Genomic DNA, 24,641 nt, shown 5'->3' on the forward strand with positions numbered 1-24,641 from the left:
ACGCCAGGTAGTGCCGGCCGCTGGCCGGCAACCCCCGGTACTACCGCAGGCATTTACATCCAGCCCGGCACCACGAACACCAGCCACGCCAGCAGCGGGCCAAATGCCACCACCAGGCCGCTGTAGACCAGGAAGCGGCGGAACAGCGTTTCGCGTTCTTCCTTCGCGGCCGAGGCCACCACCAGTGCGCCGTTGGTCGAGAACGGACTGACATCGACGATGGTGGAGGACACCGCCAGCGCGCATATCACGCCAGCGGCACTGAGATGACCCTGCATAAGGAACGGCACGGCCAGCGGAATGGTGGCACCCAGCACCGCCGCCGACGAGGCGAATGCGGAGACGATGCCGCCCACGTAGCAGACCAGCAGCGCGCCCAGCAGCGGGATGCCGATGCTGGAGACGCCGTGGCCGATGAAGTCCACGGCACCGGCATGTTCCAGCACGCCGATGTAGGTGACCACGCCGCAGATCAGCAGCACGGTGGACCAGCTGATGCCGTCCACCGCACCCTTCTGGCTCTGCGGCGACAGCAGGGCCAGCACCACTGCAACGGTGATCGAAACCAGGCCGACGTTGAGGTTGTAGATCAGCGCGGCCACACCCAGGCCGAGCAGGCCGATCAGGGTGAACAAGCGCTCGCGGGTCAGGCCCACCGCATCCAGTGCCACCGGATCGTTGGACAGGGTGCCACCACCGGCTGCGACCAGCGCACCGTGGCCTTCGATGGCGAACTGCCGCGACGAAGCCTGCGGGCCACCGGCCATCGCCAGCTCCGCGCTGCCCACCGTGCCCGCAGCAGTGATCGAACCGCGACGCAGCAGCGCGATGCCTCCGAAGGCGAAGAAGCAGATCGTGGCCATCATGAAGTTGAAGCCGAGGCTGGTCAGGAACACCGCCATTTCGGTGACTTCCAGGCCTGCCTTCTGCACCACGCCATTGGTGATGCTGCCGTACACGCTGATCGGCGAGAAGCCACCCGCCTGCGCGCCATGGATCACCAGCAGGCCCATCATCAACGGATTGATGTTGTACTGCTTGGCAAAGCGCAGCGCGACCGGGCCGATGATCGCAACCGCGGCCGGGCCCAGCGCGCCGAAGGCGGTCAGCACGGCGGTGATCACGAACATCACCCACGGGATGGCCACGATATGGCCGCGTACCGCTTTCACCGCCCAGTGCACCAGCAGGTCGATGGTGCCGTTCTTCTGCGCAATCGCGAACAGGTAGGTGATGCCGACCAGGGTCAGGAACAGGTCGCCCGGGAAGCCGGCGAGAACCTCCTTGCCCCCCATGTCGACCCAGAGCCCGCCGACGATGAAGGCCAGTGCGAAGGCGACGGCGCCCATGTTGATCGGCATCGCGGTGGCGACGATGAACATGATCACCAGACCGATGATCGTTGCAATTTGTGGAGTCATGCGCCCTCCCAGACACCTGATTCGCGTGTTGCACGGATGGAAGCCCGCCATCCCGGGGTATGGCCTGTTACGTACTGCGCGTTACGTACTGCTCAAACCCGTTATTGAAGCCGCTGCAGCGCGCTGCGGACCCACGCCGCCGCGCCGTCCAGGCTCTGGAATTCCTCGATCGCGCGTACCTCGCAGCACGGATAGGCCGGCGCGATCATGCGTGCCAGTGCGTTGCCCGGGCCCAGCTGCAGGAACACCCGTGCGCCGCGCTCGAAGGCCTGGCGCATCACCTGTGCCCATTCGATGGTCTGTGCCAGCTGCGCGGACAGCGTGTGCACCACCGCTGCGGTGTCGCGCACCGGCCGTGCGTCGATGCCGGCCAGCAGCGGCAGGCGCGGCGCGTGCAACGTGGTGGCCTGCAGTGCGGCGGCGAACGGTGCGACCGCCGCCGACAGCAGTGGCGTATGCGCCGGCACATGTACCGGCAGCACGCGCACCTCGGCACCCTGTGCGTGCGCGGCAGCGGCCAGCGCACGCAGTGCCGGCAGCGTGCCGCCAACGATGAAATGATCTGTGCCGTTGGCAATCGCCACGTGCGTGCCGTGGATTTCGCACAATGTCTGCACCGTCTGTCGATCCAGCCCCAGCATCGCCTGCATTCCGGCATCGACCGGACTGACGGCGTCCATGAATCGTGCACGCTGCGCCGACAGGGACAGGCAGGTGGTCACGTCGAAACTATCGGCGATGGCATGTGCCGCCAGTTCGCCGATGCTGTACCCGGCCACCACGATCGGGTCCGGCACGGCGCCGCGCAGGGCATGCCAGTGCGCGATGCTGGCGGCGCACAGCAGCGGCTGCGCCTGTGCGTTGTCGAAGCGGTCGTCGGCGGCCGCGGCCGCGAACACATCGCGCCCCAGCGCGTCGCTCGCCGCATCCAGTACCGCGCGTGCAGCGGCCATGCCGCGCACATGGTCGAACATCGCCGGATGCTGCGCACCCTGTCCGGGGCAGAGCAGGGCCAGGCTCATGCGCCCTCCTGCTGCAGCAGGAACCAGGCGCAGGCCAGCAGATCGGCACTGCCACCCGGGCTGAGCCGACGCCTCACGAACGCATCGCCGATGGACTGCAGGCGCACGCGCCAGTCCGGCGCGAAGGCGCCACCGGCGGAAAGGAATGTGGCCGCTTGTTGTTGCGCCCAGCGCAGGCCCTCGGTACCGCCGCGATGCAGCAGGTTCAGATCGTCCACCTGTGCCACCAGCTGCATCAGCGTCTGGCACAACGCGGCGTCGCGCGGCAGGCCGCTGTCCAGCGCATGGCGCAGGGCAGGCAGGGCCAGCTCGCGCAGCACCGGGTAGCCGGCGGCAGCCTGTTCGCGTACGCCGCAGACCCCATGACGCGCACGTGCGCGCTGTCCCGGGCTGTGCGGGTCCAGCGGCGCAGCGATGAGTGCGTCATTCCACTGCTGAACTGCCAGGCACACCTGCGCGCCCGACACGGCATGGCCATGCACGCGCCTGCGCTCAGCGGCGGCGGCCACCAGCAGGCCAAGGCTGAAGATCGCACCGCGATGGGTGTTGATGCCGGCGGTGGCGACCAGCATGGCCGCTTCAGCGGCAATACCGTGATCGCGCAGCACCGTGAAGGGGGCGCCCGCGGCACCGGCCCTGGCCACCGCCGTGAAGTAGTGGCGCAGGGCGAAAAGACTGCGCAGGAAAGTGCCGGCATCCATGTCGTCATGGCTGCCGCTGTCGAACGGTGTGACCAGGCCCGGCTTCGGGGCGCACGCCAGCTCGGCGTGCAGGCTGGCAATGGCCAGCCGTCCCAGGCGTGCGCTGTCGACCACCGCGTCGCGTGACGGCAACGGCTTCGGGGCGGCGATCATGCGATCGCCTCGCGCGTGGCGAACAGTGCATCACGCGCTTCCAATGCGGCTCCATCAAGGCGTTTCACCAGTACCTGGCGACTGCGGCCGGCAAGTTCGCGCCAGTTCACTGCGCCACCATCGGGCAGGCACAGCTCGCCATCAAGGCGATGCGGATGGCGGGTCTGCCATGCCAGCAACTGCGCGATCAGCGCCTCGGCCTGCGCGGCATCGGTCACCTGCCACAGCAGGTCGATGTCCGAACGCTCATGTACATAGGGCAGGGCGGTCAGCCATTGCCAGGCGAAGGCGCCGAACACACGGGCCGGCGCCAGTGCCTGCAGGTCGTGGAGTGATTCCTGCCACGGCTGTGGAACACCTGCGTCGCCTGCTGCCAGCAGCTCGCTCAACGCCGGCGGAGCGCGCATGTGCGCGACGTCGCACAGCGGTACGCGCAACGACAGGCGCTGCTTGCCTTCGGCCGGTGGCAACGGAACGCCCAATCGCAGGCGCGTATCGGCATCATCCGCGGCACGACGCGCCACCACTGCAGGGAAGCCCTGCGCGAACCAGGCGGCAAGACGCGGCTCGTGCGCGGGCAGGTCGGCCCGCCAATCGGCATCGGCCGACAGCCAGACCAGCGTGTGCCGGGCGGGCCGCTCAGGCATTGCCCTGGCTCACAGCAGTGGCTACCTGCGCAGCCAGCGTACGGCCACCCCGTTCGGCGCCCAGTGCAGCGCGATGGTCACCGTCGACGGCTGCACGCAGTGCTTCAAGCAGGTGATGCGCCAGATCGCCATCCCACAGCGATTGCACTGCGCCCATCGCCACGTAGTTCTCCACGCCCGGTGCGAACACCGGCGAGGTCAGGCTGAGCGCCTGCAGTTTTTCCAACGGTTGCTTGGTCACCCGTGCCATCGCGCGCAGATCCATCACCCGCACCTGCGCATCGGGCAGGGCATGGATGAGGTCGGCCATCAGCCCGAACGACAGGAAGCCGCCGCTGACCGATTCGCCGTAGACCAGCGTGACCAGGCGCGCGCCACGGCGGCGGGCCAGGTCCAGGGTCTGTGCGAGGTGGGCGAAGTAGCCGTTGATGCCCAGCAGCTCATCGCGGCGCGCCAGCCGCTGGCCGGCGGTATCGACCAGCATCACGATGGGACGCTGCGGATGAGCAGCGGTGCTGGCCAGCACGGTGTCGGCCAGCACCAGCGCGTGGTCCACACCGACTTCGATCCTGTCGGTGGTGCCGATCACCGTCACCTCACCGTCGTCGGTGGTCGCTGTGCCGGTCAGTACCGAATCGTTCACCGCGATCGTATGGCCACGCGGGAACAGTGCGTCCAGCAGCGAATTCAATGGCAGGCTCATGGCAGGCTCCGGTGCGCAGTGGCGGCAAGGAAGGCATCGGTTTCCAGCAGCGCCAGACGTTCCGGGTCGGCAATGCCCTGGCGTACCCAGATCTGCAGGCCATCGTTGCAGTCGCCCCACGCCTGTACGCGCGCCTTCAACGCGGCGTGGCGTGCCTGCAGCGCTGCCAGTGCCGCGTCGGGGTCGGCGCTGGCGGTGTCGGGCTGCAGCGCATCCGAGGCGGCCTCGGCGAACGCGCTGATCGCATCGGGCACCAGCACCTGCGCCTGGTCGATCAGGTAGCGGTGCTTGCCACCGGTCACCCGCCACACCAATGCGCGGTCGCGCGAATCGAATTCCTCCACGCCGCGCACGGTCTCGATCACTTCGGGGCCTGACAGCGACAGCCGTCCTTCTTCGGACATGATCACCGTGCTGCAGCAGCGGGCGACGATACCCATGCCACCGAAGGCGCCGTTGCCACTGCCAATCAGTGCCACCACCGGTACCCCGGCCGCCCGCGCGCCGAGCGTGGCGCGCATGATTTCTGAAATGGCGATCAATCCCGCATTGGCTTCATGCAGGCGCACACCGCCGGTATCGAGCAGCAGCAGCACGCCATCGGGATGGGTGTCCGCCGCGCGGCGCAGCAGGCCGGTCAACTTGGCGCCATGCACCTCACCCACGCCGCCGCCCATGAATTCACCCTGCTGTGCGGCTACCAGCACGTGCTTGCCGTGCAGGCGTCCCTCGCCGACGACGATGCCATCGTCGAACGCGGCCGGCTGGTCCAGCTGCGCCAGATGCGGGCTGATGGCGCGCTGGGCTGGGCCGAGAAATTCGCGGAACGATCCTGCATCAAGCAGCCCGGCGATGCGCGCGCGGGCATCAGCTTCGTAATAGCTGGTGCGCTGTGCGAGCGTCATGGCTGGCCTCCGGCAAGCAGGGTCTCGACGGCCTGGTCCAGGCGCAGGCTGACCACCGCCGGTGTAGCGCCGGCATCGTTGATCGACACGCGTACATCGCGCAGGGGATGACGCTGGGCGAAGTCGGCGATCACCGCCTGCCATACCGTGCCGAAGCCACGTGCAGCGGTGATGATGCGCACGGTCATCGCACCGTCCAGGTCGGCCGGTTCCAGCAGGATTTCCAGGTTGCCCGAGGCCAGTACGCCCACCAGCACCGCATCGGTGGGGAAGCGCACGGGCGTCGTGCCGGCGAATCGATAGTCGAGGGTTTCCATGGCGTGGCCCTTACCAGTTGCGGAAGCGCTTGGGCGGGTCGTACAGACCGCCGGACCAGCGCACCAGGTCTTTCACCGAACGCGCGGCAAGAAGATCGCGGCTGGCATCGCGCACGTTGATGCCGAGATCGTCCGGGCGGCGGATCACTCCGCGGTCGCGCAGGTTTTCCACCATGGCGCGGTCCCGTCCCCTGCCCACGGCGGTATAGCCGGCCACGCCGCGGATCGCCTGCTCGCGCTCTTCCGGGCTGCGGCATAGCAGCAGGTTGGCGATGCCTTCCTCGGTCAGCACATGGCTGACGTCGTCGCCGTAGATCATCACCGGCGGCAGCGGCATGCTCGCGCGCTCGGCCAGGTCCCAGGCATCGAGGCGGTCGACGAAGGCCGGCGCCATGTGCTCGCGGAAGGTTTCCACCATCTGCACCACCAGTTTGCGCCCGCGTGGCATCTCGCCGGGCCGCGCGGCCTGCTGGCCGGCCTTGATCCAGGCGTCGCTGGCGTGGCGGCGGCCGCGTGCATCCGAACCCATGTTGGGTGCACCGCCAAAGCCGGCAATGCGGTCGCGCGTTGCGGTGGAGCTGTTGCCCTGCAGGTCGATCTGCAGGGTGGAGCCGATGAACATGTCGCAGGCATACAGCCCTGCGGTCTGCGAAAACGCGCGGTTGGAGCGCATCGAACCATCGGCGCCGGTGAAGAACACATCCCCGCGCGCGGCGATGTACTTCTCCATGCCCAGTTCCGACCCGAACGAGTGCACGGATTTGACGAAACCCGATTCGATGGCTGGAATCAGCGCCGGGTGCGGATTGAGCGCCCAGTGCTGGCAGATCTTTCCCTTCAGCCCCAGCGACTCGGCGTAGGTCGGCAGCAGCAGTTCGATTGCTGCTGTATCGAAACCGATGCCATGGTTGAGCCGGTTCACCCCGTACTCGGCGTAGATGCCCTTGATCGCCATCATCGCCATCAGCACCTGGATCTCGGAGATCTGTGCCGGATCGCGGGTGAACAGCGGTTCGATATGGTTCGGGCGCGGCGCCTGCACCACGAAGTTGACCCAGTCGGCAGGAATATCGACGCGGGGGAGGGTGTCGACGATCTCGTTGACCTGGGCGATGACGATGCCGCCACCGAATGCGGTGGCCTCCACGATCACCGGCGTGTCTTCGGTGTTGGGGCCGGTGTAGAGATTGCCGTGGCGGTCGGCAGCCTGCGCCGCGACCAGTGCCACACGCGGAGTGAGGTCGATGAAGTAGCGGCCGAACAGTTCCAGGTAGGTGTGGATGGCACCGATCTGGATGCGTCCTTCGGCCACCAGGTTGGCCAGCCGCACCGACTGCGGCCCGGAGAAGGAGAAGTCCAGCCTGGAGGCGATGCCGCGTTCGAACACATCCAGGTGCGAAGGCAGGGACAGCACCGACTGCACCATGTGCAGGTCATGCACCCGTGCCGGGTCGAGGTCGGCCAGCGTCTGGGCGAGGAAGTCGGCCTGCTTCTGGTTGTTGCCTTCCAGGCAGACCTTGTCGCCCGGCTCCAGCAGCGCGTGCAGCAGCTCGGCGACATCGCCAGCCGCCACCTCGTGGCCCTTGGCCCATGGCGCGGCGCGTTCCAGCCGCGCCTGGCGGCCCCGCTCCAGCGTGTCCCAACTCGGGTTCATCGACGGACTTCCGAATGGCGTTGGAATAATTACGCCATAATTACGGAGGGGTGTGCAACCCGCAGTGCAGCAAAGAAAAGGCCCGCGCGAAGGCGGGCCCATTCAGGTGGGCCACGACCGTGGGTCGTGGCGGAGCGTCAGAAGCGTGCCGACCAACGGTCGGCACCCACCCCCAACAGTGGGCACCCACCCCCAACGGTCGGCACCCACCCCCAACAGTGGGCCCCCCAACTGTCGGCACCCACCCCCAACAGTGGGCACCCCCCAATGGTCGGAACCCACCGTTCCCGGGTTGCTCAGAACTTCCAGCGCAGGCTGGCCGCCACGAAGCGCGGTTCGCCATAGTTGTTGTAGTCGAGGTTGGCCCAGTAGGTCTTGTCCAGCGCGTTGCGCACGCTCAGCGTCGCCGTCCAGTTGTCGCTGATGCGGTAGTTGGCGTTGAACTGCACCAGCGCATACGCCGGCTGGTTCACCGTCACCGTGCCGCCGAGCGGGTAGGGGATGTTGTAGCCCTGCACCTTGCTCTGCCACTGCACGCCACCGCCGATGCTCAGGCGTTCCAGCGCGCCGCGCAGCTGCAGCTGGGTGTTGAGCTGCAGCAGGTTTTCGGCCGGATTGGCGTACAGCAGGTCGGTGGCCGCGCGGGTCACCTTGACGTGGGTATAGCCGGCATTGACCGTCCAGCCCGGCAGGATCTCGCCGTTGACGTCCACCTCCCAGCCGCGCGCCTTGGTGCCGTTGACGCCGATGTAGGCCGAGCTGCCGTCGCTGAGTGAGCCTTCCGGCACGCTCATGTCACGCACCGCGTAGTTGTCCTGCTTGGCTTCGAACACCGCCGCGTTGGCGGTCAGGCGACCGTCGAACCACTGCGTCTTCAGGCCCGCTTCCAGGTTGGAGCCCTGCACCGGCGCCAGCAGGTTCTCGTTGCGGTCCTTGTAGTTCTGCGGGTTGAAGATCTCGGTGTAGCTGGCATAGGCCGCCACGTTCGGGGTGATGTCATACACCAGGCCCACGTACGGGGTGATTTCATCGCTCACCTTGTACGCGCCGCTGGTGGCGGTGTAGGCACCGGCCGCGTTGTAGGCGCGGGTCTGGGTCTGCCAGCGGCTCAGGCGTGCGCCGGCGATCAGCGCCAGCGGATCGGCCAGGCGCAGGCGGGTGGCCAGGTAGAAGCCGCTCTGCGTGGTCTTGGCCACGCGGCGTGCGCCGGTGAGGGTGTAGGTCACTTCGGAGATGTCGCCATCCCAGGTGTGCACGTTGGGAATGTAGTAGCAGCGCTCGCTGCCGCAACGAGCCCAGTCGCGCGGATAGTTCAGCGCCAGCGTGTTGGTGGTGCCTTCCAGGTCGGCCCACTGCGCGCCCACGGTCACGTCGTGCTGCTGGCCCCACAGGTTGAAGGTGCCGGTCAGGTAGGCGTCGACGTTGCGGCGGGTGTCTTCCGAATCGCCGGCGGCGGTGCGCAGGTAGATGCCCGCGCCGGTCACCGGATCGGGATTGCCGGTGCCGTACAGGCGCATGTTCTGCACGTTGCCACGCGTGTAGGCGGTGTTGATCTTCAGCAGCCAGTTGTCACCGAAGCGCTGCTCCAGGTTGGCGAACACCGTGCTGGTCTCGCGCTGCCAGTAGCTCCACTTCGGTGCCAGGTTGGTCGAGCGCGGCAGATGGGCGAAGTTGCCCTGGCTGTCGAAGAACGGCACGGTGCCCCAGGTCGAGCCCACCGGGTTGTTGTCCTGGGTCTGGTAGCCGACGGTGACCGTGGTGCTGTCGGTCACATCGCCTTCCAGCACGGCCATGCCGGCCATCTTGTTCTCTTTGTAGCGGTCGTAATAGAAATCACGATCGGTGTAGGCGGCGACCACGCGGCTGCGGAAGCGGCCGTCGGCGGTCAGTGGTGCGGTCACGTCCGCTTCCATGCGGCGGTAGTCCCAGCTGCCGGCACTGACCGAGAACGAAGCGTCGAACTCCTTGCCCGGGCGCTTGCGCAGCAGGTTCACCGTGGCCGACGGCACACCCGCGCCGCTGAGCAGGCCGTTGGCGCCGCGGATCACTTCCACCCGGTCATAGAAGGCGGTGTCGTATTCCTGGTTGGTCGAGCCGCTGTAGGTCGGAATGCCATCCACCTGGAAATCGGTGATGGCAAAACCACGCGCGTAGTACAGCGGGCGCTGGGTGTCATAGAAGGACACGCTGACGCCGGTGACATTGCGCATCACGTCGTTGAGGCTGAACAACGATTCGTCCTGCAGGCGCTGCAGGCCGATCACCGTCGACGACTGCGGTGTTTCCTGCAGGGTGATCGGCAGGCGGGTGGTGCTCGATGGTGGCGCGGACTGCTCGGCGCGCACGCTCACCCGGTCCAGGGTCTTGGCGTCGGAGGCGTAGGCAGCGACCTCGGCCAATGCCGACGGCGCAGCCAGGGTGAGGCAGGACAGCAGGGCGGCGGGCAGCAGCGCACGGCGGGGCAGGCGGCTGGGGAAAATCTGGGTCATGGCGGGCTCGGAGCGTAGAAGCGGGGAAGGGGCGGCAACAGTCGTCCAGCACCCGGGGCGGCGGCTTCGGGCACGTCAGGTCCATCTGGGAGGGGCGCGGTCACTGCGCAGGACGCAAATGTAAATAATTCTTAACAACATTACAATTCGCGTCATTGCGCAGGGGCTTTCAGGCGCGCAGCAAGCGTCAGGGCGGGGTCGGATCCCATTGCCGCAGGCACTGGGCTCTGACCCTGCGAGGGGTCTCCCGGAACGGGTCAGAGCCCTCCCGTGCGGGAGGGATCCGCCCCGTCGCCGCGCGCAAACGCAGACGGCCACCCGAAGGTGGCCGTCCGCAGGCATCCGCCAAGCGCAGGCTTACAGCGCCTGCAGCTCTTCGTTGGCGTTGCGCTTTTCCTTGGCCGGGGCCGGCGCGGCCGTCGGTGCCAGTGCAGGCGTCGTACCTGCTTCCACCGGAACCTCCAGGTAGGGCAGGTGCAGGGTCTGGCTGGTCAACGTGCGGATCTCGTTGGTCAGCGCGGCACTTTCGTTGAGCTTGCGGCCGTACGAGGGAACGATCTCGCGCAGGCGGGCTTCCCAACCGGCCTTCATCTGTTCCGGGAAGGCCTTGGCCATCAGGTCCAGCATGATCGGCGGCGAGGTCGAAGCGCCCGGCGAGGCACCCAGCAGCGCAGCGAGGGTGTGGTCCTTGTCGGTCACGATCTCGGTACCGAACTGCAGCACCGCGCCCTTCAGCGGATCACGCTTGATGATCTGCACGCGCTGGCCGGCGGTGACCAGCTTCCAGTCGCCCGGCTTGGCATTGGGGAAGTACTTGATCAGTTCGGCCTGGCGATCGGCATCGTTCAGGCGCGCCTGGCCCATCAGGTACTGCACCAGGTCCAGGTTGTCCTTGCCCACTTCCAGCATCGGGCCGACGTTGTTGTGGTTGACCGACGAATACAGGTCCCACCACGAGCCGTGCTTGAGGAACTTGGTGCTGTACAGCGCGAACGGCCCGAACAGGACCACCGGCTTGCCATCCAGCTTGCGCGCATCCAGGTGCGGCACCGACATCGGCGGCGAACCGGTCTCGGCCATGCCATAGGCCTTCACGCCATGGCGCGAGGTCACGTCCTGGCCCTGGAAGGCGAGGAACTGGCCGCCCACCGGGAAGCCGGCGTAGTCCTTCGATTCCGGGATGCCCGACATCTGCAGCAGCTTCAGCGCCGCGCCACCGGCACCGATGAACACGAAGCGGGCGTGGGTGGTCGATTCGGTGCCGGCCTTGAGGTCCTTCACCGTCACGTTCCAGCTCTTGTCCGCGTTCTGCCGCAACGCGCTGACCTCGTGGTTGAGGTGCAGGCCGAAGTTCGGGCTGTGCTGCAGGCCGGCGGTCAGCTGGCGGGTGATGACGCCGAAGTTGACGTCGGTGCCCAGCGGCATCCACGTTGCGGCAACCTTCTGCTTCGGGTCGCGGCCTTCCATCAGCAGCGGTGCCCACTGCTTGATCTGCGCCGGGTCCTCGGAGTACTGCATGCCGTAGAACAGCGGGTTCTTCACCAGCGCCTGCTGGCGCTTGTGCAGGTAGGCGATGTTGTCATCGCCCCAGACGAAGCTCATGTGCGGGGTCGGGTTGATGAAGTCGCTGGGCTGGCTCAGCCGCCCCTCCTTCACCTGGTGCGACCAGAACTGGCGCGAGACTTCGAACGATTCGGCGATGCCGACCGCGCGCTTGGTCTCGATGCTGCCATCGGGCAGTTCCGGGGTGTAGTTCAGTTCGGCGAATGCCGAGTGGCCGGTGCCGGCGTTGTTCCAGCCGTCCGAGCTTTCACCGGCGACGCCGTCGAGACGCTCGTAGACCTGGATGTTCCAGTCCGGCTGCAGTTCCTGCAGGTAGGTGGCCAGGGTGATGCTCATGATGCCGGCGCCGACCAGCACGACATCGACGGGCTTGTCGTTGTTCGCGGCGGGCACCGAGCGCTGGGTCAGCGGCCAGTACAGGAACAGCGCGGCCACCAGCAACAGCAGCACGAGCAGGGCGAGCAGGGCCTTGCCAAATTTCTTCATGGGGGCGGGATCGTTGGCGGGGAAGGGGGTCAGGATGCGCAAGAAACAGGGAAAGAGCGTGAAGAAACAACGCCTTGCAGCATTCCTGTGGCAATTTTAACCGCTTCTGGTCCGATTTTGATGCAACGCAGCATCCGACGGCTCGCGGCACCCTCACCCGGTAGCGCCGGGCCACGCCCGGCGATGCCCTCGATCACGCCAGTTCAAGGATCTCGTCACCGGCCTCATCGATCTCGCCGGTCGCCTTCCAGCCCAGGTGCCGGTAGAAGCCATGGGAACGCGAGCGCGGGTCGGCCGAGCAGGCCAGGAACAGGCGGCTGTGGCCGGCATCGCGGCTCAGGCTGACCACGTCCTGCAGCAGTTGCCGGCCGATGCCACGCTTCTCGAATTCCGGCAGCAGGGCCAGCACCAGCACCTCGCCGCTTTCGCGGTCGGCAAAGCAGTAGCCGGCCATCCGTTGGCCCTCCCAGGCGACGCGGCCAATCGAATCGCCATCGGCGATACCTGCGGCCCAGCTTTCTTCGGTGATGCCCAGCTCGGCCAGTTGCGCTGCACTGAAGGCGTTCTCGCGGGTACGCCCGCGCAGGTCGATGCAGGCGGCGGCGTCATCGGGACGGGCATTGCGGTAGTGGATCGTCATCTGGGAAACCTGCGGTCGAATGGAACCGGGCGATTGTGGCCGACGCCTATGGAGATTGGATGGAGACCGGCGGCGCTCCTCACTCACTGCCGATGGTGAAGTACTCCGCCGCGAAGTAGCCCAGTTGATAGGCCAGCGTCGCTGCGGCCAGCCCCAGTTGCGCGCGCGTACTGCGCAGATGCCAGCCCAGCGCGGCGACGATGAGCATCAGCACCGTATGCAGGGGGTAGGCCTCGCCCAGCAGCCGCCATCGGCTTCCCCCTTTGATCGCGGTATCCACAAGATCCAGAAGGGTCAATATCGCGACCACCCCGAAGATCCAGCGTCGACGCTGCATCAGGTAGTTGCCGTAACTGCCGTACTCGCGCAGGTCTTCGGGAAACAGCAGCGCGCACAGCAGGAACCAGGTCGCGCAGTAGGTGATCACGAACAGATAGATTTCAAACGTCCAGCGGTGTACTTCAACCAGGCGGAATTCCCACCACCAGAAGGTCACCAGCGATACCAGCGTCCACACCACCCAGCACAGGTGCAGCGCCGAACAGCCACGCCGCTGCGGGTGTTCGATGATCTGCGCCAGCCCCTTCAGCAGGGTGGTGATGGACAGGCCGAGGATGATCCCCATCACCACGCGGATATGCAGGAATACCGGTTCGGTTTCCATCGGTCAGCCCCCTCGTCGGTTGCACCGATGCTTGCATGAAAAGGGGGCGGAGCGGATCAAGGCGTTTGTAGCACAAGCGACTTGATCCTCTCCGTCCCCTCATCAGCGCCTGCGCTGCACCAGTGCCGAGGCGGCGTCCAGCACTGCCCGGGTCAGCAGCGCCATCGTCTGCACGTCGCCTTTCCAGTGCTGCCAGTACAGCGGCACGTCTTCCCACGCGCGCTGCCGCACGTAGACCAGGCGCCCGGCGTCCAGATGGCGCTTGACCAGCGGCAGCGGGTTCATCGTCCAGCCCAGCCCGCCCAGATTGGCCTGCACGAAGGCGCGGGTGGAAGGAATCCACCACGTCGGCGCGGTGCTGGGCAGGTCGGCGCCGGCCATGCGCCGGGCAAAGCGCGACTGCATGTCGTCCTTGCGGTTGAACACCAGCACCGGTGCCTGCGCCAGCGCCTGTGCGGTCACGCCCTTGGCAAAGTGCTGCTCGCGGAACTCCGGCGTACAGGTGGCGGCGTAGCGGATGCTGCCCAGCGCGTGGATCTGGCAACCCTGCACCGGCTCGTCCAGGGTGGTCACTGCCCCCAGCACGGTGCCCTGGCGCAGCAGTTCGACAGTGTGGTCCTGGTCCTCCACCCGCAGGTCCAGGGTGGTGCCGGTGCCCTGCGCGAACTGCTGGGCGGCTTGTGGGAACCAGGTCTCCAGGCTGTCGTGGTTCACCGCTACGGGGATGCTGGCCTGCGGCAGGTCCTCGTCGGCCAGGCCCATCCGGTGCAGCGCGTCGTGCTCCAGCAGGGCGGTCTGCTCGGCCAGCTGCACCAGCAACTGGCCCTCGACAGTCGCGGTCGCAGGCGTGCCGCGCTTGACCAGCAGGCGGCCGATGCGGTCTTCCAGTGCCTTGACCCGCTGCGAGATGGCCGAGGGGGTGACGTTGAGCGACTGCGCGGCACGGTCGAAGCTGCCTTCGCGGATCACCGCAGCCAGGGCCCGCAGCTGGGCATGGTCGATGCGCATGGCGATTAAGCTCCGCTAATGTTGGTTTAGTAAGTTTAGCTCGTCTTTTCTATGTTGCGGCGCGACAATGGCGCCCGTTCCGGTGCTGTCCGCCTTCGCGAGGCACCGCTCCCCCCAAGCAAGACAAGGTAGTGAATCCCATGTTCTCGGTCATCTCCGCCAGCACCGGCCTTGGTGCCTGGTTCAGTGGTGCGGCTACCGGCATCGGCCTGTTTGCCGTGGTCGGCGCCCAGAGCGCCTTCATCCTGCGCCAGGGCATCCTGCGCAAGCACATCGTGCCGGTGGTCGCCACCTGCGCGGCCATCGATGCAATCTTCATCTTCGCCAGCGTGGCCGGCCTGCGCACGCTCACCACCGCGCTGCCGTGGCTGACCACCGCCGTCCTCTGGACCGGTGTGGCCTTCCTGGCCTGGTATGCGATGAAGTCGGCACGCCGTGCGATCGCCGGTGGCGGTGGCATGGGCGAAGCCGACAGCGATGACGGCAGCCGTCGTGCGGTGCTGATGGCGGCAGTCGGCTTCTCGCTGATCAATCCGCACTTCTGGCTGGACATGATGGTGATCGGCTCCATCGCCGAGAACTTCGGCAATGCGCGCATGGCCTTCGCGGCCGGCGTGGTCACCGCCAGCTGCCTGTGGCTGACCGCGCAGGGCCTGGGCGCGCGCCTGCTTGCGCCGCTGTTCACCAAGCCCAGCACCTGGCGCGTGCTGGACGGCACCATCGCGGTGATCCTCAGCATCCTGGCCCTCACTCTGGCGGTGCGCGGGGTCCATTGACCCGGCGCACGCCCCCCGAACCCACGTCCTTACTCTCTCTCCAAGGTAGTGGCAACGACGGCACCGGCAACGGTGCCGTCGTTTTTTCTGCCCACTGGCGGCGCGGCCGCTTGCCTGCCTAGAATCGAGACTGCGGGCAGGGGCCCGTTCTCAGGGGGAAGGATGCGCAGGATTGTGCTTGCCGCGCTGCTGTGCGCGGTGGTGGGCGGGACGTCGGCGGGTACCGGCGGGGTGGACCTGGACCGCTACCTGCGGCAGGAAGCATTCGCCGACATCAAGATTTCGCCGGGTGGCGAGTACGTGGCTGCCACGGTTCCGATCGAGGCGGGTACGGCGCTGGCGATCTACCGGATCGCCGACATGAAGATGGTCGGCACCTTCCGCCCACCCCGCAACAACCACGCCCATACCTTCGACTGGGTAAGCAATGAACGCCTGCTGGTGGGCATGGCGCAGAAGCTGGGTGTGCTGGATCGACCAGCGCCCACCGGCGAGCTGTTCGGCATCAACGCCAACGGCAAGGGGGGAGAACTGCTGGTCGGCTACCGCACCGCTGAAACCGGACTGGGCACCAACATCAAGGTCAAGCCTGCGGGAATGGTGGCGGCTTTCCTCACCGATGAGTTGAAGGACGACGATCGCAACGTGCTGGTGGCGGTCACTCCGTTCACCGACAACGCGGCCACCCAGATCGAACGCATGGACGTGAGCACCGGTCGCCGCAACGCGGTCGCGCGCGCGCCGATCGCGCAGGCCGCCTTCACTACCGACGCCCGGGGCGAAGTGCGCTTCGCTTACGGCGTCGGACCTGACCAGAAAAAGAAGCTGTATTACCGCGCCGGTGCCAGCAGCGAATGGATACTGCTGCACGATGAGGCCTTGAACCCGCGCAACGAAGCGGCCATCGGCTTCTCGGCCGACGGCCGCCTGGCCTATCTGCAGGTGGAGCAGGCCGAAGGCCCCGACGTGATCGTCAGCTGGGACCCGCAGAACAACGAGCGGCGAACGGTTCTGCGTGATGAGATCGCCGACCCTGCACGCATCATCCACCGCCCCGGTACGCAGGTGCCGGTGGGCGCGCTGTTCATGGGCACTACCCCACGCACACGCTTCTTCGATGAGACCTCGGAGGATGCCCGGCTTTATCGCAGCCTGGAAACCGCGCTGGGTGCTCCGGTATACATCACCTCCAGCACCCGCAACGGCAGCACTGTCCTGGTGGAATCCTGGTCGGGCCGCAATCCGGGTGATTTCTACCTGTATGACACGCTGGGCAAGCGCGCCCGGCACCTGATCAGCCGCAGCGACTGGATCGACCCGGCGCAGAGTGCCGACGTACGCGCCATCACCTTGCAGGCCCGCGACGGCCGCCCCCTGCATGGGTTCCTTACCGTGCCACCGGGGGTGCCGATGCGCGCGCTACCGATGGTGGTGGTGCCGCATGGCGGTCCGATCGGGGTCCTGGACGATGGCACGTACTCCACCGAGACGCAGATGCTGGCGGCCGCCGGCTATGCCGTGCTGCAGGTGAATTTCCGTGGCTCGGCCGGTTACGGGCGCGCACATGCGCAGGCTGCGCGCAAACAGTGGGGCGCGGCGATGCAGGATGATGTGACCGATGCCACGCGCTGGGCCATCGAGCAGGGAATTGCCGACCGTGAACGCATCTGCATCTATGGGGCCAGCTACGGCGCCTATGCGGCGCTGATGGGGACGGTGCGAGAGCCGGGTCTTTACCGTTGTGCGGCAGGTTACGTTGGCATCTACGACCTGCCCTTGATGTATGCGCGCGGGGATATCCAGAGTGACGAATCCGGGTTGATCTACCTGCGCGAGTGGCTGGGACGGCCCAAGGATCTTGTCGAACGCTCGCCGGTCAACCTGGCCGCGCAGGTTGGCGTGCCGGTGCTGCTGGCCGCCGGCCGCGAAGACCAGCGCGCACCGGTGGTGCATACCGAGCGGATGGAGGCGGCATTGAAGCAGGCCGGAACGCCTGTGCAGGCCCTGTACTACAAGAACGAAGGGCATGGGCTGTACAACCTGGCCAACCAGCGCGACTACTACGGCCACCTGCTGGCGTTCCTGTCGCGCAGCCTGGGCGGAGCAACGGCGCAGGTGACGGCCGCTGGCAATGCGGAGAAGGCGCCCTGAGTCCGGCGATGGCGGCCTCGCCACTGGCGGAGCCATCGCGGGCCTGCCTAGAATCGGCGAATCTGGACAGGGTGTCCGGGCAGGGAGGGGGAAGGATGCGAAGGACTGTACTTGCCGCGCTGTTGTGCGCGGTGGTGGGCGGGACGTCGGCGGGTACCGGCGGGGTGGACCTGGAGAAGTACCTGAAACCGGAGTCGTTTTCGAACGTCAAGCTCTCGCCCGGCGGCGACTACGTTGCCGGCACCGTACCGCTGGACGATTCCACCGCGCTGGTCATCCTGCGCACGTCCGACCGCAAGCCTGCCGGCGTGTTCCGCCCGCAGGACAAGAACCACGCCAACACCTTTGAATGGGTGAGCAACGAGCGCCTGCTGGTCGGCCTGGCCGAGAAGCTCGGAGTACTCGATACGCCGCAGCCCACCGGTGAACTGTACGGGGTCAACGTCGATGGCAAGGGCGGGGAACTGCTGGTCGGCTACCGCGTGCAGGGGCGCGGGTTGGGTACGCGCATCCAGCCGAAGAAGGTGGAGGACGTCGCGGCCTTCCTCACCGACGAACTGGCGGGCGACGACCGCAATGTGCTGATCGCGGTATGGCCCTTCGCCGAGGACCCCTACACCCGGGTCGAGCGGCTTGATGTGGTCAGTGGACGTCGCGTGCGCGTTTCCGGTTCACCCGTGCAGCGTGCCGATTTCACTACCGATCATCAGGGTGAAGTGCGCTTCGCCCACGGCGCAGCGTCGGACAACGTCAACAAGCTCTACTACCGCGCCGGGACCAATGCGCAGTGGTCGCTGGTCAATGACGAGTCGCTGAGCCACCGGATAGAAACCGCAATCGGCTTCTCCGAAGATGGCGCGCTGGCCTATCTGCAGGTCGAGCAGCCCACCGGGCCCGATGCCATCGTCAGCTGGAACCCACAGACCGGCCAACGGCGCGAGGTGCTGCGCGATGGCGTGGTCGACCCCTACGCGATCATCTTCCGCCCGGGCACCCGCGTGCCGGTGGGCGCGCTGTTTGCCGGCGATGCACCGCGCACGCGCTTCTTCGATGAGAAGGGCGCCGATGCCCGTCAGTACCGCAGCCTTGAAGCGGCGTTCGGTGGCCCGGTGTTCATCACCTCCAGTACCCGTGATGGCGGCAAGGTGGTGGTGCAGACGTGGTCGGGCAGCAATCCCGGGGATTTCTACCTGTTCGACACCCGCGCAAAGGCCGCCGAGCATCTGCTCAGCCGCAGCGAATGGATCGACCCGAAACTGGCCGCCACCGTGCGTCCGTTCTCGCTGAAGGCGCGCGACGGACTGCCGCTGCACGGCTTCCTGACCCTGCCGCCGGGCAGCGAAGGGCGCAATCTGCCGTTGGTCGTGCTGCCGCACGGTGGCCCCATCGGCGTATTCGATGAGGGCAGCTACAGCAACGAGCCGCAGATGCTGGCGGCGGCAGGGTATGCCGTGTTGCAGGTCAACTTCCGTGGTTCGGCCAACTATGGCCGCGCGTTCACCCAGGCGGGTGCGAAGCAGTGGGGCGCGGCCATGCAGGACGATGTGACCGACGCCACCCGCTGGGCCATCGCAGAGGGCATCGCCGACAGCAACCGCATCTGCATCTATGGGGCCAGCTACGGTGCGTATGCCGCGATGATGGGGCCGATCCGCGAACCCGGGCTGTACCAGTGCGCGGCCGGCTACGTCGGTGTGTACGACCTGCCGCTGATGTTCAGTGGTGAGGCACAGTTGAGCGATTCGGCCATGGCCTGGCAGCGCGAATGGGTAGGCGATCCGAAGACTCTGGGAGCCCATTCGCCGGTGAACCTGGCCGCGCAGCTGAAAGTGCCGGTGTTCCTGGCCGCTGGTGGCGAAGACACGCGTGCGCCGATCAAGCACACCGAGCGCATGGAAGCAGCGCTGAAGGCGGCCGGCTCACCGGTGGAGAGCCTGTACTACCGCACCGAAGGGCACGGTTTCCACCGGCCTGAGCACCAGCGCGAGTACTACAGCAGGCTGCTGGCCTTCCTGTCACGCAGCCTGGGCGGCAGCACCGCCAGCACCAGCGCGACCGCAGGCGCCGACAAGGCGCCGTAAGGCAGGCGCGCTGCGGACCCGGTGCCGGGCAGGGGGATGCCCGGCTTCAAGGAGAACGTCATGAAGCATGCAACGGTGCTGGCTGCATTGATGGCCATCTGCGGCGTGGGTGGGGCGGAGGCTGCGGAGGTTTCGCTGGACGGCTACGTGCGCCGCGCGGAGTTCAATGACATCCAGCTCTCGCCCACCGGCGAGTACCTGGCCATGACCTTGCCACTGGACGGCGCAACTGCCGTGGCGGTGCTGCGTACCGACACGATGGAACTGGTCGGCAATTTCCGGCCGCCACGCAACAATCATGCAGCCGAGGTCGACTGGGTGAGTGACACCCGCCTGCTCATCGGCCTGGCCGAGAAATGGGGGCCACTGGACCAGCCACGGCCGACCGGCGAACTGTATGCCATCGATGCCAATGGCAAGCGCGGTGATCTGCTGGTCGGTTACCGTGCGCGCCCGGACGAGCCCGGCTTCGTGACCGGACGGGTGGCCGAGCAGGTCGCTGCATTCCTGGCCGATCCGCTGGCTGCCGACGAGCGCAACGTGTTGATCTCGCTGTGGCCATTTGCCAACGACACCAATACGCGGTTGGAACGGATGGATGTCATCACCGGGCGCCGCGTCCTGGTCTCGCGCTCGCCGGTGCAGCGCGCAACGTTCACCACCGACAATCAAGGTGAACTGCGCTTCGCCCACGGTGCCGCCGCCGACAACGTCAACAAGCTCTACTATCGCCAGGACCGCGATCAGTGGACCCTGGTCAACGACGAAGGCAGCAGCCATCGCATCGAACGCCCGATCGGCTTCTCCGCCGATAACCGGCTGGCCTACCTGGTGGTGGAGCAGGCCCGTGGCCCCGATACGGTGGTCAGCTGGGACCCGGTCAGCGGCGAACGACGTACGCTGCTGCAGGACGACACCGTCGACCCCACTCGCGTGGTCTACCAGCCCGGCACGCGCGTGCCGGTGGGTATCCAGTTCGTCGGCGCCGTCACGCGCACCGCCTTCTTCGATGAGCAGTCGCCGACCGCCAGCACCCAGCGCAGGCTTGAAAAGGCGTTTCCCGGGCAGGTCGTGAGCCTGCTCACCGGCACCCGCGACAACGCGCGCCTGCTGGTGAAGGTGAGCTCTGCGACCAATCCCGGCGACTATTTCCTGTACACCACCGCCACCCGCAACGCCGCGTTCCTCACCAGCCGCCATCGCTGGTTTGATCGTGACGGCGGTGCCAGCGTTCGCCCGGTCACCCTGGCTGCACGGGACGGCCTGCCGCTGCATGGCTTCCTGACCCTGCCCAGGGGCAGTGATGGCCACAACCTGCCGATGGTGGTGGTCCCGCATGGTGGCCCGATCGGCGTGTTCGATGACGGTGGTTTCGAGCGCGAGAACCAGTTGCTGGCCGACGCCGGCTACGCGGTGCTGCAGGTCAACTTCCGCGGCTCGGGCAACTACGGCCGTGCACATACCCAGGCCGCTGCCCGGCAATGGGGCCGCGCGATGCAGGACGATGTGACCGACGCCACCCGCTGGGCGATCAGCCAAGGCATCGCCGACAGCGCACGCATCTGCATCTACGGTGCCAGCTACGGTGCGTACTCGGCCATGATGGGCGCTGTGCGCGAGCCGGGGCTGTACCGCTGCGCGGCAGGCTATGTGGGGGTGTACGACCTGCCGTTGATGTTCAAACGCGGCGATATCCAGGATCGCGCCTCCGGCGTGACCTATCTGCAGGAGTGGCTGGGTGATCCGGCCACGCTGGCGGCGGTGTCGCCGGTGAATCTTGCGGCGAGCATCAAGGTGCCCGTGCTGCTGGCCGCTGGTCGCGAAGATCTGCGTGCCCCGGTGCAGCACACCGAACGCATGGAAGCGGCATTGAAGCAGGCCGGCGTGCCCGTGGAAGCGCTGTATTACCCGCGCGAGGGCCATGGCCTGTACGCCGAGGCCAATCAGCGCGACTACTACAGCCGATTGCTTGCCTTCCTGTCACGCAGCCTTGGCGGTAGCACGGCTGCCGCCGCGACGTCTTCCGACAAGGGCAAGGCGCCCTGAAACAGACGCGGCGGCGACCGAAGTGGTGGCCGCCGCGGCATCCTGCCGCCGGGCGTTATTTCACCCCATGCATCATCCGCTTCAACAGCGGCGCAGCGATGAAGGCCAGCAACGCGCAGCCCAGGCCGATCCACATCAGCAGCCAGAACAGGTGCGCATAGGCACCGGCCGCCGCGGCCATGTCCAGCGTTTCGCCTTCGGGCACGTCGATCGCCGCCAGCTTGCCGAACAGCGCGGCCAGTGTTTCGGAGAAGGCCGTCGCCAGGAACCAGGTGCCCATCATCAGGCTCATCACCCGTGGCACCGCCAGCTGGGTGACCGCCGACAGGCCGACCGGCGACAGGCACATCTCGCCGCTGGCCAGCAGGAAGTAGGCCAGCACCAGCCACCAGACGCTGGCCATCTCGCCGGTGGCACCAACGTGCTGCGCGGCCAGCGCCAGCGGTACGAACGACAACGCACCGATCACCAGGCCCCAGGCCGACTTCACCGGCTTGCCCGGTTCCCAGCCACGGCGGTCCATCCAGGTCCACAACGCGGCGAAGGCCGGCGCCAGCAGCACCAGGAACAGACCGCCGAGGTAGGTCAGCGAACCGGCGGTCTGCGGGATCACCAGGCAGTCGCGCACCAGCAGCACCAGCATCAGCGCGACGATGGCGATGAAGAACGTGCGCGGCGCGGACGAGCCGGGGCGACGCTCGGACAGGCGCGCGCTGACCACGAAGCCCAGCGGTGCCAGCAGCAGCGAGAGGATCGACCACGGAAGCGGTGAGCCTTCGCGGATCACCAACGCCGGCACGATGTCCTTGGTCAGCAGGCGGTCGGTGAAGGTCACCCACGAACCATACGACTGCTCGTACATCGTGAAGAACACCAGCGCCATGAAGATCAGCACCATCAGCGCGACCATCTGCTGGCGCTGCACCGGCGTGCACTGGGTGCCGGTGAACCACGCGAACCAGACCAGCACGCCGCCCAACACCACCAGCATCAGCATCAGTGCCAGGCTGATTTCACCGCCAAGCGCGAAGGCACCGTTGCCGGCCGCCCACATCAGCCAGGCCACCGGCAGCACGCCGATCACCGCGCACAGGTAGATCAGCCATTCGCGCGGCAGGCCCAGCACCTTCTGCTTCAAGGTCGCCGGTTGCGGCGGCTCGGCGTGGCCCTGCAGGTATTTCTGGCCCCACAGGAACATCGCCAGGCCGGCCAGCATGCCGATGCCGGCCGCACCGAAGCCGTACTTCCAACCGTAGACCTCGCCCAGGAAACCGCACACCAGCGAAGAGAACAGGGCGCCCAGGTTGATGCCGGCATAGAACAGCGAGAAGCCCGAATCGCGGCGCGGATCGTCCTGCGGATAGAGCTTGCCGACGATGGTGGAGATGTTCGGCTTGAGGAAGCCGACGCCCATGATGATCAGCGCCAGCGACAGGTAGGTCACGGCCAATGCCGAGGTGTCGCGCACTACTTCGCCATTGACCCGGTATGCGGCGTGGCCCTCGAAGGCCATGCCGAGGTGGCCGAGCACCAGCAGGATGCCGCCGAACAGCACCGCCCGGCGCATGCCCAGCCAGCGGTCGGCCAACATGCCGCCGAACACCGGGATGCAGTACACCAGCCCGCCGTAGGCGCCGAGCAGGTCCAGCCCGGCCTTGTCGCCGAACAGGTGGTACTTGGTGAGGTACAGCAGCAGCAGCGCCTTCATGCCGTAGAAGGAGAAGCGCTCCCACATTTCGGTGAAGAAGCAGACGTAGACGCCCTTGGGATGGCCCAGGAAGTCGTCGGAAGCGATAGCAGTGGAATTCATCGCGGAATTATAGGCGTGCGCTGCAGGCCGCGCCGGGCAGCACCGGGCCATGCCCGGCGGTCCTGCGCAACGCCGGGCATGGCCCGGCGCTACCGTTCACAGGTACCGCAGCCAGGCCAGGTCGCGTCGGCGCGCCTTGAACCGCGCGAACGCCCGCGTCGGCGGGTACAGCACCACCGCCAATGCACAGGCCACCAGCAGCAGGCCGGCCACCGAGTCCAGTGCATACAGGCAACCGTGGGTCGGGCCCCAGGTCTTCAGGGCCGCCAGGTACAGCAGCTTCAGCACGTACAGGTGCAGCAGATGGAAGAACATCGGCGCTGCGCCGATATCGGCCAGCGGCTGCAGCGCACGCGCCAGCGGCGGCCACTCGTACAGCCGCAACAGCAGCAGGCCCACGCCCAGGGTCAGCAGCAGGAACTGCAGCGAGGGCGGGTACTTGGTGATGTTGAACACGCTCATCCACGTGCGCAGCGTGGTCTGCTGGTACTGCCACGGCGTGTCGCCATAGCCGTTGGCGAAGCGCAGCAGGGCGAAGGCGGCCAGTGCGCCCAGCACGGACCACAGCAGCCGCTGCCGGCGCTGCTGCGGGTCGCTGCCGGCAGCGAACCACGGCGCCATCAGGTAGCCCAGCGCGATCACCCCGATCCACGGCAGCACGGGATAGGAGGTACGCAGGCTCAACGGCCCAGCCTCGATCCAGTCGCGCTGGTGCAGCACCTTCCACAGCACCGCCAGGGCGCCGTCGCCCTGCACCCGTACGCCGTCCAGCAGGTTGTGGCCGACCACCAGCGTCACCGCCAGAACGGCCAGCAGCGGCCGCGGCAGCCACAGCAGGCCGGCCAGCGCGATCATGCTCAGGCCGATCGCCCATATCACCTGCAGGTACACCGTCTCCGGCGGCCACTGGAAGGTCCAGGCGACGTTGACCAGGGTCAGTTCCAGCACCACCAGGAACAGGCCGCGCTTGAGCAGGAAAGCCGCAATGGCACGGCGCGGATCGGCATGGCGCTGGCCGTACAGCCAGGCCGACAGGCCGGTCAGCAGCACGAACACCGGCGCGCACAGGTGGGCCAGCAGGCGGCAGGCGAACAGGGCAGGGGACACGGTTGCCGCGTCCATCGGATCGCTGACCTGATGCTGCAGGAAGAACGTCTCGCGCACGTGGTCGAGCAGCATCAGCAGCATCACGGTGCCGCGCAGCTGGTCGATGGAGGCCAGCCGGGAGGAGGGGAAGGAGGACATGCGGTGGGTGGGTACAGGTCAACCGAAAGTTATAACATATCGTTTACAAGGTGCCCACTCGGGCTTTGCCGCATTAGTTGGCTGGGGGTGCCGCTGCGGGCCCGTGCCTGTTCCAGCTGCAACCCTCATCCTTTGGCACGCTGGACTTGCTGCCCCCTG

The 24,641-nt window shown here is 67.0% G+C and carries 19 protein-coding genes; 4 read left to right on the forward strand and 15 right to left on the reverse strand.

All coding sequences use genetic code 11. The features are described from left to right. Positions 1-53: 53 nt before the first annotated feature. The 13 genes from AC1DCU_RS10735 to AC1DCU_RS10795 all read right to left on the reverse strand — a co-directional run bounded on the left by AC1DCU_RS10735 (position 54) and on the right by AC1DCU_RS10795 (position 14,373). Entirely contained in the window at positions 54-1,421 is a 1,368-nt protein-coding gene (locus AC1DCU_RS10735; RefSeq protein WP_333622650.1) for an SLC13 family permease, read from the reverse strand. 101 nt (positions 1,422-1,522) lie between these two features. Continuing rightward, entirely contained in the window at positions 1,523-2,443 is a 921-nt protein-coding gene (gene mdcH, locus AC1DCU_RS10740) for a malonate decarboxylase subunit epsilon (RefSeq protein ID WP_478013565.1), read from the reverse strand. Continuing rightward, a complete protein-coding gene (gene mdcB, locus AC1DCU_RS10745) occupies positions 2,440-3,297 on the reverse strand; it encodes a triphosphoribosyl-dephospho-CoA synthase MdcB (RefSeq protein ID WP_080149433.1) in 858 nt (285 codons plus the stop codon). The genes mdcH and mdcB overlap by 4 nt, the downstream gene beginning before the upstream one ends. Further along, the gene (gene mdcG / locus AC1DCU_RS10750) at positions 3,294-3,944 is read right to left on the reverse strand and encodes a malonate decarboxylase holo-[acyl-carrier-protein] synthase (protein ID WP_099783206.1); all 651 of its coding nucleotides are present in this window, start codon (positions 3,942-3,944) and stop codon (positions 3,294-3,296) included. The genes mdcB and mdcG overlap by 4 nt, the downstream gene beginning before the upstream one ends. Beyond that, on the reverse strand, positions 3,937-4,641 hold the full coding sequence (mdcE, locus tag AC1DCU_RS10755; protein WP_100436585.1) for a biotin-independent malonate decarboxylase subunit gamma: 705 nt from the start codon (positions 4,639-4,641) through the stop codon (positions 3,937-3,939). Before mdcE ends, mdcG begins: the two co-directional genes overlap by 8 nt. A gap of 2 nt (positions 4,642-4,643) precedes the next feature. After that, entirely contained in the window at positions 4,644-5,552 is a 909-nt protein-coding gene (locus tag AC1DCU_RS10760) for a biotin-independent malonate decarboxylase subunit beta (protein ID WP_478013564.1), read from the reverse strand. After that, positions 5,549-5,869 carry a malonate decarboxylase acyl carrier protein gene (mdcC, locus tag AC1DCU_RS10765; RefSeq protein ID WP_032975933.1) on the reverse strand — a complete coding sequence of 107 codons (321 nt, stop codon included), beginning with the start codon at positions 5,867-5,869 and terminating at the stop codon, positions 5,549-5,551. Before mdcC ends, AC1DCU_RS10760 begins: the two co-directional genes overlap by 4 nt. Before the next feature lie 10 nt (positions 5,870-5,879). Then, positions 5,880-7,523 (reverse strand): malonate decarboxylase subunit alpha, encoded by a 1,644-nt coding sequence (mdcA, locus tag AC1DCU_RS10770; protein ID WP_442251631.1) that lies wholly within the window; start codon positions 7,521-7,523, stop codon positions 5,880-5,882. A 296-nt stretch (positions 7,524-7,819) separates the two neighbouring features. Next, on the reverse strand, positions 7,820-10,012 hold the full coding sequence (locus tag AC1DCU_RS10775) for a TonB-dependent siderophore receptor (RefSeq protein WP_442251632.1): 2,193 nt from the start codon (positions 10,010-10,012) through the stop codon (positions 7,820-7,822). 357 nt (positions 10,013-10,369) lie between these two features. Beyond that, positions 10,370-12,061, reverse strand: a complete 1,692-nt coding sequence (gene mqo, locus AC1DCU_RS10780; RefSeq protein ID WP_313444204.1) for a malate dehydrogenase (quinone) — start codon at positions 12,059-12,061, stop codon at positions 10,370-10,372. 193 nt (positions 12,062-12,254) lie between these two features. After that, on the reverse strand, positions 12,255-12,701 hold the full coding sequence (locus AC1DCU_RS10785; protein ID WP_223482106.1) for a GNAT family N-acetyltransferase: 447 nt from the start codon (positions 12,699-12,701) through the stop codon (positions 12,255-12,257). Between the two features lie 79 nt (positions 12,702-12,780). After that, a complete protein-coding gene (locus AC1DCU_RS10790; protein ID WP_025873891.1) occupies positions 12,781-13,365 on the reverse strand; it encodes a hypothetical protein in 585 nt (194 codons plus the stop codon). A 102-nt stretch (positions 13,366-13,467) separates the two neighbouring features. After that, positions 13,468-14,373: a LysR family transcriptional regulator ArgP gene (locus tag AC1DCU_RS10795; protein ID WP_032975940.1), complete on the reverse strand. Its 906-nt coding sequence runs from the start codon at positions 14,371-14,373 to the stop codon at positions 13,468-13,470. Positions 14,374-14,513: 140 nt separating this feature from the next. Between AC1DCU_RS10795 and AC1DCU_RS10800 the strand changes: the two genes are divergently transcribed. The 4 genes from AC1DCU_RS10800 to AC1DCU_RS10815 all read left to right on the forward strand — a co-directional run bounded on the left by AC1DCU_RS10800 (position 14,514) and on the right by AC1DCU_RS10815 (position 21,427). Further along, positions 14,514-15,149: a LysE/ArgO family amino acid transporter gene (locus AC1DCU_RS10800; protein WP_025873889.1), complete on the forward strand. Its 636-nt coding sequence runs from the start codon at positions 14,514-14,516 to the stop codon at positions 15,147-15,149. A gap of 162 nt (positions 15,150-15,311) precedes the next feature. Then, on the forward strand, positions 15,312-17,300 hold the full coding sequence (locus AC1DCU_RS10805) for an alpha/beta hydrolase family protein (protein WP_442251634.1): 1,989 nt from the start codon (positions 15,312-15,314) through the stop codon (positions 17,298-17,300). A 95-nt stretch (positions 17,301-17,395) separates the two neighbouring features. Beyond that, entirely contained in the window at positions 17,396-19,381 is a 1,986-nt protein-coding gene (locus AC1DCU_RS10810) for an alpha/beta hydrolase family protein (RefSeq protein WP_442251635.1), read from the forward strand. A 60-nt stretch (positions 19,382-19,441) separates the two neighbouring features. Continuing rightward, positions 19,442-21,427, forward strand: a complete 1,986-nt coding sequence (locus tag AC1DCU_RS10815; protein WP_312310153.1) for an alpha/beta hydrolase family protein — start codon at positions 19,442-19,444, stop codon at positions 21,425-21,427. A 55-nt stretch (positions 21,428-21,482) separates the two neighbouring features. Here AC1DCU_RS10815 and AC1DCU_RS10820 read toward each other — a convergent pair whose 3' ends face one another. Beyond that, entirely contained in the window at positions 21,483-23,237 is a 1,755-nt protein-coding gene (locus AC1DCU_RS10820) for a peptide MFS transporter (protein ID WP_033830614.1), read from the reverse strand. Between the two features lie 96 nt (positions 23,238-23,333). After that, a complete protein-coding gene (locus AC1DCU_RS10825) occupies positions 23,334-24,482 on the reverse strand; it encodes an acetyltransferase domain-containing protein (protein ID WP_442251636.1) in 1,149 nt (382 codons plus the stop codon). Positions 24,483-24,641 lie beyond the last annotated feature (159 nt).

The sequence above is a fragment of the Stenotrophomonas sp. 10L48 genome (genome assembly GCF_056395105.1).

What these genes read in the sequence shown, in the direction of transcription:
- AC1DCU_RS10735 (WP_333622650.1), bottom strand. Translation starts at nt 1,421, where the DNA reads ATGACTCCACAAATTGCAACGATCATCGGTCTGGTGATCATGTTCATC.
- mdcH (WP_478013565.1), bottom strand. Translation starts at nt 2,443, where the DNA reads ATGAGCCTGGCCCTGCTCTGCCCCGGACAGGGTGCGCAGCATCCGGCG.
- mdcB (WP_080149433.1), bottom strand. Translation starts at nt 3,297, where the DNA reads ATGATCGCCGCCCCGAAGCCGTTGCCGTCACGCGACGCGGTGGTCGAC.
- mdcG (WP_099783206.1), bottom strand. Translation starts at nt 3,944, where the DNA reads ATGCCTGAGCGGCCCGCCCGGCACACGCTGGTCTGGCTGTCGGCCGAT.
- AC1DCU_RS10760 (WP_478013564.1), bottom strand. Translation starts at nt 5,552, where the DNA reads ATGACGCTCGCACAGCGCACCAGCTATTACGAAGCTGATGCCCGCGCG.
- mdcC (WP_032975933.1), bottom strand. Translation starts at nt 5,869, where the DNA reads ATGGAAACCCTCGACTATCGATTCGCCGGCACGACGCCCGTGCGCTTC.
- mdcA (WP_442251631.1), bottom strand. Translation starts at nt 7,523, where the DNA reads ATGAACCCGAGTTGGGACACGCTGGAGCGGGGCCGCCAGGCGCGGCTG.
- AC1DCU_RS10775 (WP_442251632.1), bottom strand. Translation starts at nt 10,012, where the DNA reads ATGACCCAGATTTTCCCCAGCCGCCTGCCCCGCCGTGCGCTGCTGCCC.
- mqo (WP_313444204.1), bottom strand. Translation starts at nt 12,061, where the DNA reads ATGAAGAAATTTGGCAAGGCCCTGCTCGCCCTGCTCGTGCTGCTGTTG.
- AC1DCU_RS10785 (WP_223482106.1), bottom strand. Translation starts at nt 12,701, where the DNA reads ATGACGATCCACTACCGCAATGCCCGTCCCGATGACGCCGCCGCCTGC.
- AC1DCU_RS10790 (WP_025873891.1), bottom strand. Translation starts at nt 13,365, where the DNA reads ATGGAAACCGAACCGGTATTCCTGCATATCCGCGTGGTGATGGGGATC.
- AC1DCU_RS10795 (WP_032975940.1), bottom strand. Translation starts at nt 14,373, where the DNA reads ATGCGCATCGACCATGCCCAGCTGCGGGCCCTGGCTGCGGTGATCCGC.
- AC1DCU_RS10800 (WP_025873889.1), top strand. Translation starts at nt 14,514, where the DNA reads ATGTTCTCGGTCATCTCCGCCAGCACCGGCCTTGGTGCCTGGTTCAGT.
- AC1DCU_RS10805 (WP_442251634.1), top strand. Translation starts at nt 15,312, where the DNA reads ATGCGCAGGATTGTGCTTGCCGCGCTGCTGTGCGCGGTGGTGGGCGGG.
- AC1DCU_RS10810 (WP_442251635.1), top strand. Translation starts at nt 17,396, where the DNA reads ATGCGAAGGACTGTACTTGCCGCGCTGTTGTGCGCGGTGGTGGGCGGG.
- AC1DCU_RS10815 (WP_312310153.1), top strand. Translation starts at nt 19,442, where the DNA reads ATGAAGCATGCAACGGTGCTGGCTGCATTGATGGCCATCTGCGGCGTG.
- AC1DCU_RS10820 (WP_033830614.1), bottom strand. Translation starts at nt 23,237, where the DNA reads ATGAATTCCACTGCTATCGCTTCCGACGACTTCCTGGGCCATCCCAAG.
- AC1DCU_RS10825 (WP_442251636.1), bottom strand. Translation starts at nt 24,482, where the DNA reads ATGTCCTCCTTCCCCTCCTCCCGGCTGGCCTCCATCGACCAGCTGCGC.